The organism is Paenibacillus sp. 8b26, from assembly GCF_050626875.1.
In the GTDB taxonomy this organism is placed as follows: domain Bacteria; phylum Bacillota; class Bacilli; order Paenibacillales; family Paenibacillaceae; genus Paenibacillus.
Genome location: NZ_CP192445.1, coordinates 4718906 through 4732341, shown reverse-complemented (window position 1 = coordinate 4732341; position 13436 = coordinate 4718906). Strand labels below are relative to the sequence as shown.

Genomic DNA, 13436 nt, shown 5'->3' with positions numbered 1-13436 from the left:
TCCTTTTCACCAGACTTCTTTTAATGGACATCATCGTCCTATCCGGCAAACAACAGTTGCAAAGCCCTTTTCATCAAAATATCGGCAGATTCATCAGGTTTCACGTCTTTCTTCATTCTGCTCCATACCTTATCCAGCTCCGCATCTGTGTAGCCCAGCGCCTTAAGTGCTTCTCGTGCCTCGCTCCAATAGGAACCCTCGCCTTCCTCCACGACAGGCTCCGCAAACAATCCGGTCGCGATCCCGACTGAGCCGATGCCGTCCAGCTTGTCCTTCAAATCCAGAACCATGCGTTGCGCCGTCTTTTTACCGATACCCGGCAGCTTGGTGAGAAACGCGATGTTCTCTTGATAGATTGCCGTTACCACATGAGTGGGCGTACCGCCTCCCAAAATACCAAGCGCCACACGCGGCCCAATTCCGGATACATCAATCAGCTTACGGAACAACTGCTGTTCCTCACGAGTCGCAAACCCGAACAGTAAAGTAGCATCGTCCCTTACATGATGATGAATATAGATGACAATCGGCCCTTCTGTTTTAGCAAAGGCATACGGGTTCGGACAAAATACCCGGTACCCGACCCCTTGTACATCCAATACGACATATTCATTTTCCAAGTGAGCCACAGAACCACGCAAGAAATCTATCATTTTCGCAATACCTCATTTAATTTTGAATTTAGTCCATATGAATGCGCATGGCAAATAGCCACTGCCAAAGCATCCGCCACATCATCCGGTTTGGGCACGACTTGAAGTTTCAGAAACATTCTTACCATTTCCTGTACTTGCTTCTTCTCAGCCTTTCCATACCCTACAATGGCCTGCTTCACCTGCATAGGCGTATATTCCCCTATAGGCAGACCACGTTGCTTCGCAGCCAGTACCAGCACGCCGCGTGCCTGGCTTACAGACATCGCAGTAGTTACGTTACGATTAAAAAAAAGCTTCTCCAGCGCTACCGCATCAGGCTTATATTTATCAATCAATTGCAGCATGCCTTCATACACATGAAGCAATCGCTCTTCTTCCGGTGTATGGGCCTCCGTCTGGATACAGCCATATTGAACAGGAACCACCTTACTGCCGATCTTGTCCACAAATCCAAAGCCCACAATTGCAATACCCGGATCAATTCCTAGAAAACGCAAAAAAATCTCTCCCCTATCGCCAAAATACGGCGTTAACTAGCCATCAACGATTTAATATCAAAACCATAATCATTGCCAAATGCTAAACAAAGCGAACATATGTGTCGTTCATTTCATTATAACAAAACTTTGCATCTAATAGAGTAAAAAGTTTAATCCTAAGTTCAACACAAAAAAGAGACGTTATACGCCTCACCCCCCGGGCAAAGCCTACACGCCTCTTTCTTACATGTAATCAATATTGCTGCTTCAATACCCGCTGTGCTCGCTCCACTGCAAAATCACTAAAAGTAGAGATCACACTGTTGTATTCGTTCATATCCTGCACACGGATTCCCTGTTGGAGCTGCTCATACACTCCCTCAGGCAGAGCCGTCTCCATTGATCCCACATCCAGCTGAAAGAAAGTCCGAATTACTTTTTCTTTTTTAGGCGGCCCTTCAAACAAAGTAAGTTGTCCATCCATACTCATACCCATGTAGGCGTGCTGTTTGCATAACTCCGACAAATCCTCCACCTTACGCTCCAGCCACACCTCGCCTCTGGTATTTAACCGTCCCTTCCAATCGGGATGCTGCTTCAGCAAGCTCTCTAACTGCTGCGAACTTAACGTTCCCAAGGAAAGCGTCTCTGTGCCACACACATAGGTGGTTAACAAATGAGTCTTCCTACTGATGCCCGAAGCACGGATACTTTGCAATATCTGCACCTGCGAGGAATGCACTTCAGCCGGACTCGCGTGTGAAGGCTCCTCCGTATCAACGTCCGCCATAACGGTAGTAGCGAGAGGCTGTGACAGCATAGTTTGCATATGACGTGAAAACAGAATACCGAAACCTGCCAGCAAACAAGCCCATCCAAAAATAATACAGGCCCACACCGTTCTTCTCCACTGCTTCCAGCGTCGTTTAATTTGTTTTTTCCAGCTTAATCGCTTCACAGTAATCCCTTCCGTCCCACTTTTTGTGTTAGTGTGACCTGACGATTACTGATTTATACAAAAAAAGACAAAAAATATAACAAAAAAAGCCGCTTCTTCAAGCGACTTTCCTTTTGAATCGGGATGACACGATTTGAACATGCGACCCCCTGGTCCCAAACCAGGTGCTCTACCAAGCTGAGCTACATCCCGAAATACATGCCGGTGAGAGGACTCGAACCTCCACGGTTTCCCTCACGATTTTGAGTCGCGCGCGTCTGCCAATTCCGCCACACCGGCTTATGAAGTTAAATGGCGCGCCCTGAGAGATTCGAACTCCCGGCCTTTTGATTCGTAGTCAAACGCTCTATCCAGCTGAGCTAAGGGCGCAAATATGGAGCGGACGACGGGAATCGAACCCGCGACCCTCGCCTTGGCAAGGCGATGCTCTACCGCTGAGCCACGTCCGCAATACAATGATATCCATGACATATGAGTTCATGAGTGGTGAGCCATGAAGGACTCGAACCTTCGACACCCTGATTAAAAGTCAGGTGCTCTACCAACTGAGCTAATGGCTCCCAACAGGGTAGTATAACTTTGTAAAAATGGCGGAACTGACGGGATTCGAACCCGCGATCTCCTGCGTGACAGGCAGGCATGTTAGGCCTCTACACCACAGTTCCATAACAATGTTCCATTAAGAAAGTTAATTGGTTGCGGAGGCAGGATTTGAACCTGCGACCTTCGGGTTATGAGCCCGACGAGCTACCGAACTGCTCCACCCCGCGATAATATTAGGGAATACTATATAATAAATAAATGGTGGAGGCTGAGGGGCTCGAACCCCCGACCCTCTGCTTGTAAGGCAGATGCTCTCCCAGCTGAGCTAAGCCTCCATATTATGACCCGTAGGGGAATCGAACCCCTGTTACCTCCGTGAAAGGGAGGTGTCTTAACCGCTTGACCAACGGGCCACAGAATAAATAATATCTGGCGGAGAGAGAGGGATTCGAACCCTCGAGACGCTTTTGGCGCCTACACGATTTCCAATCGTGCTCCTTCGGCCAGCTCGGACACCTCTCCATATGGCTCCCCGAACAGGACTCGAACCTGTGACAACTCGATTAACAGTCGAGTGCTCTACCAACTGAGCTATCAGGGAATAGTAATCATAAAGATTTGCTTGGCGACGTCCTACTCTCCCAGGACCCTGCGGTCCAAGTACCATCGGCGCTGGAGGGCTTAACGGTCGTGTTCGGGATGGGTACGTGTGGAACCCCTCCGCTATCGCCACCAAACATGAATTTGTAAAACAAATTCTACCGTATGGGTATTCGGTTCATCACTAATCGTGTGAATGAATAACCATGCGCTTTTCTTCAAGGTGTTACACCCTGAAAACTGGATCCGAAACTCCATTGCATCTTATCTTAGGATAAGCCCTCGACCGATTAGTATTGGTCAGCTCCATGCATTACTGCACTTCCACCCCCAACCTATCTACCTCGTCGTCTTCAAGGGGTCTTACTAATTGGGAAATCTCATCTTGAGGGGGGCTTCACGCTTAGATGCTTTCAGCGCTTATCCCTTCCGTACATAGCTACCCAGCGGTGCTCCTGGCGGAACAACTGGTACACCAGCGGTACGTCCATCCCGGTCCTCTCGTACTAAGGACAGCTCCTCTCAAATTTCCTACGCCCACGACAGATAGGGACCGAACTGTCTCACGACGTTCTGAACCCAGCTCGCGTACCGCTTTAATGGGCGAACAGCCCAACCCTTGGGACCTACTTCAGCCCCAGGATGCGATGAGCCGACATCGAGGTGCCAAACCTCCCCGTCGATGTGGACTCTTGGGGGAGATAAGCCTGTTATCCCCAGGGTAGCTTTTATCCGTTGAGCGATGGCCCTTCCATGCGGTACCACCGGATCACTAAGCCCGACTTTCGTCCCTGCTCGACTTGTAGGTCTCGCAGTCAAGCTCCCTTCTGCCTTTGCACTCTTCGAATGATTTCCAACCATTCTGAGGGAACCTTGGGGCGCCTCCGTTACTCTTTAGGAGGCGACCGCCCCAGTCAAACTGCCCACCTGACACTGTCCTCGTACCGGATCACGGTACCAAGTTAGAACCTAGATACGATCAGGGTGGTATCCCAAGGATGCCTCCTCTCAAGCTGGCGCTCAAGTCTCTTAGGCTCCCACCTATCCTGTACAGATCGTACCCAAATTCAATATCAAGCTGCAGTAAAGCTCCATGGGGTCTTTCCGTCTTGTCGCGGGTAACCTGCATCTTCACAGGTATTAAAATTTCACCGGATCTCTCGTTGAGACAGCGCCCAAGTCGTTACGCCATTCGTGCGGGTCAGAATTTACCTGACAAGGAATTTCGCTACCTTAGGACCGTTATAGTTACGGCCGCCGTTTACTGGGGCTTCGGTTCATAGCTTCGCCCCGAAGGACTTACCACTCCCCTTAACCTTCCAGCACCGGGCAGGCGTCAGCCCGTATACTTCGCCTTGCGGCTTCGCACAGACCTGTGTTTTTGCTAAACAGTCGCTTGGGCCTTTTCACTGCGGCCCCCTCGGGCTATTCACCCTACCGAGGCACCCCTTCTCCCGAAGTTACGGGGTCATTTTGCCGAGTTCCTTAACGAGAGTTCTTCCGCGCGCCTTAGAATTCTCTTCTCGCCTACCTGTGTCGGTTTGCGGTACGGGCACCTTCTCCTGGCTAGAGGCTTTTCTTGGCAGTCTGAGATCATGACCTTCGCTACTGTAATTTTCGCTCCCCATCACAGCCCAGCCTTACGATGTGCGGATTTGCCTACACACCAGCCTCACTGCTTAGACGGACATCCATCAGTCCGCGTCACTACCCTACTGCGTCACCCCATTGCTCATAACGGATTACGGTGGTACAGGAATTTCGACCTGTTGTCCTTCGACTACGCCTATCGGCCTCGCCTTAGGTCCCGACTTACCCTGAGCGGACGAACCTTCCTCAGGAACCCTTAGGCTTTCGGCGGATCTGATTCTCACAGATCTTTTCGTTACTCATACCGGCATTCTCACTTGAATGCAGTCCAGCGCTCCTTACGGTACACCTTCAACCCACATTCAACGCTCCCCTACCCCTGATGCAAAGCATCAAGCCATAGCTTCGGTGGCGTGTTTAGCCCCGTTACATTTTCGGCGCAGAGTCACTCGACCAGTGAGCTATTACGCACTCTTTCAATGGTGGCTGCTTCTAAGCCAACATCCTGGTTGTCTGTGCAACTCCACATCCTTTCCCACTTAACACACACTTGGGGACCTTAGCTGATGGTCTGGGCTGTTTCCCTTTCGACAATGGATCTTAGCACTCACTGTCTGACTCCCGGAACTAAGTCTATGGCATTCGGAGTTTGACTGAGCTTGGTAACCCTTGCGGGCCCCGCACCCAATCAGTGCTCTACCTCCACGACTCTTATTCCGAGGCTAGCCCTAAAGCTATTTCGGGGAGAACCAGCTATCTCCGGGTTCGATTGGAATTTCTCCGCTACCCCCACCTCATCCCCGCATTTTTCAACATGCGTGGGTTCGGGCCTCCAGTGCGTGTTACCGCACCTTCACCCTGGACAGGGGTAGATCACCCGGTTTCGGGTCTACGTCCACGTACTAAGTCGCCCTATTCAGACTCGCTTTCGCTGCGGCTTCAGCTCTTCACCTTAACCTTGCACGGGAACGTAACTCGCCGGTTCATTCTACAAAAGGCACGCCATCACCCATCAATAGGGCTCTGACTTCTTGTAAGCACACGGTTTCAGGATCTATTTCACTCCCCTTCCGGGGTGCTTTTCACCTTTCCCTCACGGTACTGCTTCACTATCGGTCGCCAGGGAGTATTTAGCCTTGGCAGATGGTCCTGCCGGATTCATACGGGGTTTCACGTGCCCCGCACTACTCGGGATCCGTCTCGGAGGGAACAAGTTTTGAATTACAGGGCTTTTACCTTCTCTGGCGGGCCTTTCCAGACCTCTTCATCTAACCGGTTCCTTTGTAACTCCATGTGAGACGTCCCACAACCCCAAGGAGCAAGCTCCTTGGTTTGGGCTAATCCGCGTTCGCTCGCCGCTACTGACGGAATCACTATTGTTTTCTCTTCCTCAGGGTACTTAGATGTTTCAGTTCCCCTGGTATGCCTCTGTTCTGCCTATGTATTCAGCAGAAAGTGACTGTCGATGAAGACAGCCGGGTTTCCCCATTCGGACATCCCCGGATCAAAGCTTGCTTACAGCTCCCCGAGGCTTTATCGTTGTTCGCCACGTCCTTCGTCGGCTCCTGGCGCCTAGGCATCCTCCGTGTGCTCTTTGTAGCTTAACCTAGCATTTACAAAGTAAATGCGATTTGTTTTGGATTTCGGTTCATCACCGAAGTGTGAATGAAATTCAAGACAGCTACCTTTATTTCACTTGTTTACACAAGATCAGCGTAAAGGAATATTCTAAAACGCAATTTCGTTTCGGTATCCAGTTTTCAAGGTGCAATACTGTTTCAAAGAAACAGTAACCTGTGTGATTATCGATCAAACTCCGAAGAGTGGATGATCATCATGCAGTATATTGAGAGTTTGAGCTCTCAAAACTGAGCAACGAGTGAGTAATTTTTTTTGAAGCTTACGCTTCATATTTGAATGTTTCCGTTGCAGGAAACGATTCTCCATAGAAAGGAGGTGATCCAGCCGCACCTTCCGATACGGCTACCTTGTTACGACTTCACCCCAATCATCTACCCCACCTTCGGCGGCTGGCTCCCTTGCGGGTTACCCCACCGACTTCGGGTGTTGTAAACTCTCGTGGTGTGACGGGCGGTGTGTACAAGACCCGGGAACGTATTCACCGCGGCATGCTGATCCGCGATTACTAGCAATTCCGACTTCATGCAGGCGAGTTGCAGCCTGCAATCCGAACTGAGACCGGCTTTTCTAGGATTCGCTCCAGATCGCTCTTTCGCTTCCCGTTGTACCGGCCATTGTAGTACGTGTGTAGCCCAGGTCATAAGGGGCATGATGATTTGACGTCATCCCCACCTTCCTCCGGTTTGTCACCGGCAGTCTGCTTAGAGTGCCCAGCTCGACCTGCTGGCAACTAAGCATAAGGGTTGCGCTCGTTGCGGGACTTAACCCAACATCTCACGACACGAGCTGACGACAACCATGCACCACCTGTCTCCCCTGTCCCGAAGGAAAGATCTATCTCTAGACCGATCAGGGGGATGTCAAGACCTGGTAAGGTTCTTCGCGTTGCTTCGAATTAAACCACATACTCCACTGCTTGTGCGGGTCCCCGTCAATTCCTTTGAGTTTCAGTCTTGCGACCGTACTCCCCAGGCGGAATGCTTAATGTGTTAACTTCGGCACCAAGGGTATCGAAACCCCTAACACCTAGCATTCATCGTTTACGGCGTGGACTACCAGGGTATCTAATCCTGTTTGCTCCCCACGCTTTCGCGCCTCAGCGTCAGTTACAGCCCAGAGAGTCGCCTTCGCCACTGGTGTTCCTCCACATATCTACGCATTTCACCGCTACACGTGGAATTCCACTCTCCTCTTCTGCACTCAAGCTCCCCAGTTTCCAGTGCGACCCGAAGTTGAGCCTCGGGATTAAACACCAGACTTAAAGAGCCGCCTGCGCGCGCTTTACGCCCAATAATTCCGGACAACGCTTGCCCCCTACGTATTACCGCGGCTGCTGGCACGTAGTTAGCCGGGGCTTTCTTCTCAGGTACCGTCACTCTTGTAGCAGTTACTCTACAAGACGTTCTTCCCTGGCAACAGAGCTTTACGATCCGAAAACCTTCATCACTCACGCGGCGTTGCTCCGTCAGGCTTTCGCCCATTGCGGAAGATTCCCTACTGCTGCCTCCCGTAGGAGTCTGGGCCGTGTCTCAGTCCCAGTGTGGCCGATCACCCTCTCAGGTCGGCTACGCATCGTCGCCTTGGTAGGCCATTACCCCACCAACTAGCTAATGCGCCGCAGGCCCATCCATCAGTGACAGATTACTCCGTCTTTCCTCCCCTCCCCATGCAGGGAAAGGATGTATCCGGTATTAGCTACCGTTTCCGGTAGTTATCCCAGTCTGATAGGCAGGTTGCCTACGTGTTACTCACCCGTCCGCCGCTAGGTTGTTGTAGAAGCAAGCTTCTACAACAACCTCGCTCGACTTGCATGTATTAGGCACGCCGCCAGCGTTCGTCCTGAGCCAGGATCAAACTCTCCATTAAAGACCAACCGAAGTTGGTATATAGAAAGAGCGATATGCTCATTTTGAAACTGACGAGATAAAATATCTCTTTTACACTCCGATTTCATACAACCTTGCGGTATGCACCGAAATCTTCGTGGTTGATTTTGCGAACAAAATCATTTACTCACTCGTTGTTCAGTTTTCAAAGATCAAACCTACATGATGTCTTGCTTTTGCCTTACTTCGTTTCACCACCGCATCTCAGCGGCGACTTAAATAATATATCATGTTTTCTAAAGCTTTGCAACACTTTTTTTCAAGAGAATTTTTCAAACATTTTCATTCTGCTTTGTGTTGCTAACCATCTCAGAAAAGACAGCTATAAGAATATATCATATTATGCTTATACTTAGCAACACCTTTTTTAAATTGGTTTCCTGTACCCAAATTCGCTTGCTGCTAATCGAAAAAAAAGACCGTCATTCCGTTTCTGAGGAATAACAGTCTCTCTATTTTATCATTTCACTCTTTTAGGTTAATCATAGGCTGATTTCACCTTCATAAAGGTTATCTCTACTTTTAAATTCCCTTTTGTCAGTCCTTAATCCAGGGATTTCTGCGAGAGCGGGAACTGCTGGCCGAAGAATGGGAAGCTGCCGCTACCGTCTTGTGAGACTTTTGATTTTTAGCAGTACCATTTTTACCCGAAACCTTGACTTTGGATGTCTCTTCTTTGGCCGTACTGCCCGAGGTGTCTTTTCCCTTGCCTTTACGCACGTTGCTATCTTTATGCTTGGCAGAAGCAGAATTAGCTTCGTTTTGGGTTCCGATATTCAGACTTTTTCCATCTCCCTGCGTTCCCGAGAATGCTGGTACTGACTCCACATTCCCCTCCCGGCAGCCACAGTCAGGCAAAAACATATAAGGGGTGGTATATCCCTCTAAAGGATACACAGGTGCATCCTCATGGGCGAACGAATGATGCGGTAGATTCGCCGACTGTTGTCCTTGTAGCTGGCTATAGTCGGATATATACCCACCTGTAGGTAGACCGTGATGAGGTGGTCCCCATTCATGCCCCCACTGACTACCTTGGACTGCGCTCTCAGGATGCTGCGGGTAACCTTGATGGATAAATGGAGGATAGACAGGATAGGATGCATTCTCAGCCGCTTCATAGCTTGGATGATACCCCGGGGATGTGCAGTCCGGATAAACAGGATATGGTGTCGGTTGGACATTTATAGGCGCTGTTTGTACTGGTCCCCAACTCCATGGGTGTTCACAGTAATGCTGATATCCCTGGTTAGGGGCTACGGAAGAAGACCATTGCTCTACAAAGGAAGTATTTACTGGAGCATTCTCCCATGGCTGGGCAGCCTCGATGCCCGGGTACCATGAGTTTGGTCCCATACTTGTTGGTGAGTTGTAATCATGCGTCGGCTGTTGTACCGACCATTGGGAATTGGTCGCTGATTCCGTGTTCGTACAACCGCAAAATTTTTCAGCTACAGGCTTTAGCTCAACATTTGCAGGCAACTGGGGCTTGAGCTGAACCGGTTGGTAAGCTACAGGTTGAGGTGGAGCAGGATTCACAGGTGCCACAGGCATAGGTACCTCGGGTAGCTTTAATTCTGGAAGCTTGGGAGGATTCACGGTTTCATTAGGCTGCGTCCACTGCTCGTTAGGCTTAGGCACGTTTTCCATATTCGGCTGAGTTAGTTGCTCTTTTGGTTGGGTGAGTTCTTCTTTTGGCTGGGTGAGTTGTTGTTTGTTTGACGGCTCTGCTGGTGACTCAGGCTTTGGTTGCGTCATCTCTTGTTTGACTCCGGTATTTTTTTTGTCTGTAGCAGGACTGGATGATTCCCCTTTGTATTGAGGAATATTGACGGTTTCTCCGACCAGTAGAGCGTTCGGGTTTTTAAGTTGGGAATTGGCATCAATAATTAGCTTGAGCGGGACTCCCCATGCCTTGGACAACTTCCACAACGAATCACCCTGCTTGACTTTGTGCTGATAAACCGTTGATGGCTGTTCTTGCATCGCAACAGGGTCTGCCGGAATTTTGATTTTCTCGCCGATACTTAACTGATTCGGGTCAGCCAATTGGGGATTGGCCGCAATCACTTTTTCGAGTGACACATTATATTTCTGGGCAAGCAAGTACAGTGTGTCGCCTTTCTTGACGATGTGTATTTTCACAGGTCACAAACCTCCTAGACATTCGTTCGGGCAGGATAGGTAAACGCCCGGCTTCTGTTATTACATCCTATGCACTTCCCGGGCGAATGACCCCATACAAACAAAAAAATCCTCTCAACCGGATTCCCTTGCGGGCATCCAGTCAAAAGGATCCACTATTTTTAGTCCTGCCACACTTTATAACCGTCTTGATCCACGATCTTGCGGAACTCGGCCAATAGCTCCAAAGTCACCGGACCCGCAACGCCGGAACCAATCGTACGACCATCTACTTCATAAGCGGCAATAACTTCTGCTGCAGTTCCCGTAAAGAACACCTCATCAGCGACATACACATCATGCAGCGTAAAAGGCTGTTCCTTGAGCGCATAACCAAGCTCGGCGCACAAGTCGATAATAGCATTGCGCGTGATACCCTCAAGCGCTCCCAGATAGCAAGGCGGCGTATACAACACTCCGTTTTTGACGATAAAAATGTTGTCTGCGGAACCTTCCGTCACATAGCCTTGGGAATTTAGCATAATAGCCTCGCCCACACCAGCATAGTTAGACTGGATTTTCACCAGGATGTTGTTGAGGTAATTCAACGATTTGATTTTCGGATTCAAAGCATCTGGAATGTTGCGACGCTGAGAGACGGAAATCGTCTTAAGCCCGGTCAGATAAGCTTCCTCGGGGTAGATGGCGAGTTGCTCCACGATAATGATAATACTTGCTTTCGGACAGCGAAGAGGATCAAGCCCAAGATTTCCAGCACCACGCGATACAACCAGACGAATGTATCCATTACGCATCTCGTTAAGACGGATCGTTTCCGCCATCGCTTCCAGCATTTCACCAGGAGACAGCGGAATGTTTAACTGAATTGATTTTGCAGAATCGTACAGACGGTCCAAGTGCTCTTTGCATTTAAAAATATTACCATTGTAAATGCGAATGCCTTCAAATATCCCGTCCCCGTACAAAAACCCATGATCATATACCGAAACCTTTGCATTTTCCTTAGTTACATGCTGTCCATCTAGATAAATCCATTGCTCTGCCATTAAGAACTGCACCTCCGATTATTGTTCTTCTAAAATAGGTTCGATCGCTGCTTCAACATACTTGTAGCTTGGATAGGAACCAAGGATACGCACATGACATCCCAAAGCCTCAATCTCTGCAAACGCTGCGGGAAGCAGGACGGAATCCAGCGATTCCAAAATTTCAATGTAAAAATAGTAGTTCCCCAGTTGCTTTTTGGTCGGGCGCGATTCAATCCGTGACAGATTCAACCTGCGCCACGCAAATGCAGATAATACCTGATGCAACGCCCCTGGAAAATCCTGCGGTGGTGTCACCAAAATACTGGTCCGTTGACCTTCAGGTGCACGCGGGAGGCTGATAGGGTGATGGCCGATCAGGACAAAACGGGTAAAGTTATTATCGTGATCCGTCACCTTGCTGACCAAAATATCCAATCCGTGCTTGGAAGCCGCAAGCTTGGTTCCCAAAGCAGTCCAGCCTTTGCCCGGGTTATGTTTAACAATTTCGACGGCTTCCGCCGTACTTCCTGCACTCTCCAGCTCAGCCTGAGCAGCCGTAGTCTGTATGAACTCCTTACACTGGGGAAGCGCCACGGGATGAGACATAATTTTGACCACTTTGCTTAAATCCAGCTCGCCCCGGTCATTGGTAAATTCACTGCGATATCCAATGAGGTTTTGAATAGAAGGGTACACCCATTCCGCCTGCATCTGAATGTCCACCTCATGTACAAGCCAATCCATATGCAGACTTACAGAGCCATCAATTGTATTCTCAATCGGAATTACACTGTAGTCAGCCTTTCCCTTGTCCACAGCCTGAAATACATCTGCTATATACTTATAAAACAGCAATTCATAGGGCGTATCCCCTATCAAATAACGAATCGCTTCATGGGAAACGGTCCCCTCCGGAAGAAGTGCAATTCGTTTCATATCGTAATTTCCCCTTTAATCATGTCCATAAAAGGAATCTCTTTCTCATCAGTATATACTTTAACGCCTTCGCTCTCTGGGCGCAATTTTAAAATAGATGCAGTGATTCCTTCCTTGCTCATCGTTTCGGTTAAATACTGTTCCAGTACCGCTCTCCGGTTCTCCCGGCGATCCGCCAATGCCAACAATGTCGGTCCGGCTCCGCTAAGAGCCACCCCCAAAGCACCATAATGATGTGCATCCTGCAAAATCTCTGTCATACCCGGCACAAGAGCCGCCCGATAAGGCTGGTGAAGCCGATCCTGCATCGCCTCGGCGATCAAATCGGTTCGGCCTGATGCCAATGCCGCTACGAGCATCGAAGCATGGCTCACATTGTATACGGCATCTTTCAAGGATACATGCGCGGGTAGAACCTCTCTGGCCTTGGAGGTAGACAATTGGAAATCCGGAATAACTACCAGAACCTCCAGATTTGCATCCGGCTCAAGCCGTAAATGCTTGGCATGTTTGCCATCCCACATCGCTGTAATAATGCCGCCAAACAAGGAGGCTCCCACATTGTCAGGATGCTTTTCAATAGCACTTGCCATGTCAAACAACTTGGAGTCTGACAAAGGTGAGCCAATCAGCGTATTTGCAGCCACGAGCGCACCCACAATGGCTGAAGCACTACTACCTAAACCGCGGGTAAGTGGAATATCCGAATACATCGAAATATCCAACTCAGGAACTGATACCCCAGCCTCCCGAAAAACCATTTGTGCTACTTTATAAATCAGATTCGTTTTATCCTGGGAAATACCGTTCATTTCATCCCCGTATAAATGGAAAGCCGTCTGTCCGGCCTCTTTCAATTCAACCCATGCATACAAGGACAACGCCATGCCCAGTGTATCAAAACCGGGGCCTAAATTGGCGGTACTTGCAGGCACACGCACTCTTGCAGTTTTCAAAACGGTCATACAGACAAT

The 13436-nt window shown here is 49.4% G+C and carries 7 protein-coding genes, 11 tRNA genes and 3 rRNA genes; all 21 read right to left on the bottom strand.

Annotated features, from left to right (window positions below; translation table 11 throughout):
* Positions 1–38: 38 nt before the first annotated feature.
* A complete protein-coding gene (ruvA, locus tag ACQ4MX_RS22080; protein WP_431087311.1) occupies positions 39–653 on the bottom strand; it encodes a Holliday junction branch migration protein RuvA in 615 nt (204 codons plus the stop codon).
* Positions 650–1153, bottom strand: coding sequence for a crossover junction endodeoxyribonuclease RuvC (gene ruvC, locus ACQ4MX_RS22075; RefSeq protein WP_014282985.1), 504 nt, complete (start codon positions 1151–1153; stop codon positions 650–652). The genes ruvA and ruvC overlap by 4 nt, the downstream gene beginning before the upstream one ends.
* A gap of 235 nt (positions 1154–1388) precedes the next feature.
* Positions 1389–2093, bottom strand: a complete 705-nt coding sequence (locus tag ACQ4MX_RS22070; protein ID WP_431087309.1) for a BofC C-terminal domain-containing protein — start codon at positions 2091–2093, stop codon at positions 1389–1391.
* A gap of 118 nt (positions 2094–2211) precedes the next feature.
* Positions 2212–2285, bottom strand: a tRNA-Pro gene (locus ACQ4MX_RS22065).
* Between the two features lie 7 nt (positions 2286–2292).
* Positions 2293–2372 (bottom strand) — tRNA-Leu (locus ACQ4MX_RS22060).
* A 13-nt stretch (positions 2373–2385) separates the two neighbouring features.
* A tRNA-Arg gene (locus ACQ4MX_RS22055) sits at positions 2386–2462 on the bottom strand.
* A 5-nt stretch (positions 2463–2467) separates the two neighbouring features.
* Positions 2468–2542, bottom strand: a tRNA-Gly gene (locus ACQ4MX_RS22050).
* 35 nt (positions 2543–2577) lie between these two features.
* Positions 2578–2653 (bottom strand) — tRNA-Lys (locus ACQ4MX_RS22045).
* Positions 2654–2681: 28 nt separating this feature from the next.
* A tRNA-Asp gene (locus ACQ4MX_RS22040) sits at positions 2682–2758 on the bottom strand.
* Between the two features lie 28 nt (positions 2759–2786).
* Positions 2787–2863: transfer RNA gene (locus ACQ4MX_RS22035), tRNA-Met, on the bottom strand.
* A gap of 32 nt (positions 2864–2895) precedes the next feature.
* Positions 2896–2971: transfer RNA gene (locus ACQ4MX_RS22030), tRNA-Val, on the bottom strand.
* Between the two features lie 6 nt (positions 2972–2977).
* Positions 2978–3049, bottom strand: a tRNA-Glu gene (locus tag ACQ4MX_RS22025).
* Between the two features lie 17 nt (positions 3050–3066).
* A tRNA-Ser gene (locus tag ACQ4MX_RS22020) sits at positions 3067–3158 on the bottom strand.
* A gap of 3 nt (positions 3159–3161) precedes the next feature.
* A tRNA-Asn gene (locus ACQ4MX_RS22015) sits at positions 3162–3237 on the bottom strand.
* Positions 3238–3256: 19 nt separating this feature from the next.
* A 5S ribosomal RNA gene (rrf, locus tag ACQ4MX_RS22010) occupies positions 3257–3373 on the bottom strand.
* A gap of 133 nt (positions 3374–3506) precedes the next feature.
* A 23S ribosomal RNA gene (locus tag ACQ4MX_RS22005) occupies positions 3507–6433 on the bottom strand.
* Between the two features lie 342 nt (positions 6434–6775).
* A 16S ribosomal RNA gene (locus ACQ4MX_RS22000) occupies positions 6776–8333 on the bottom strand.
* Together the 16S, 23S and 5S rRNA genes with 11 tRNA genes alongside form the textbook arrangement of a ribosomal RNA operon.
* A 557-nt stretch (positions 8334–8890) precedes the next feature.
* Positions 8891–10498, bottom strand: a complete 1608-nt coding sequence (locus tag ACQ4MX_RS21995; RefSeq protein ID WP_431087308.1) for a LysM peptidoglycan-binding domain-containing protein — start codon at positions 10496–10498, stop codon at positions 8891–8893.
* Between the two features lie 161 nt (positions 10499–10659).
* On the bottom strand, positions 10660–11544 hold the full coding sequence (ilvE, locus tag ACQ4MX_RS21990) for a branched-chain-amino-acid transaminase (RefSeq protein ID WP_431087307.1): 885 nt from the start codon (positions 11542–11544) through the stop codon (positions 10660–10662).
* A gap of 18 nt (positions 11545–11562) precedes the next feature.
* Positions 11563–12462, bottom strand: a complete 900-nt coding sequence (gene pheA, locus ACQ4MX_RS21985; RefSeq protein ID WP_431087305.1) for a prephenate dehydratase — start codon at positions 12460–12462, stop codon at positions 11563–11565.
* Positions 12459–13427, bottom strand: a complete 969-nt coding sequence (thrB, locus tag ACQ4MX_RS21980; protein ID WP_431087304.1) for a homoserine kinase — start codon at positions 13425–13427, stop codon at positions 12459–12461. Before thrB ends, pheA begins: the two co-directional genes overlap by 4 nt.
* Positions 13428–13436 lie beyond the last annotated feature (9 nt).

Excerpts from the sequence above, each read along its gene's own strand:
- ruvA (WP_431087311.1), bottom strand. The coding sequence starts at position 653 with ATGATAGATTTCTTGCGTGGTTCTGTGGCTCACTTGGAAAATGAATAT.
- ilvE (WP_431087307.1), bottom strand. The coding sequence starts at position 11,544 with ATGGCAGAGCAATGGATTTATCTAGATGGACAGCATGTAACTAAGGAA.
- pheA (WP_431087305.1), bottom strand. The coding sequence starts at position 12,462 with ATGAAACGAATTGCACTTCTTCCGGAGGGGACCGTTTCCCATGAAGCG.
- thrB (WP_431087304.1), bottom strand. The coding sequence starts at position 13,427 with ATGACCGTTTTGAAAACTGCAAGAGTGCGTGTGCCTGCAAGTACCGCC.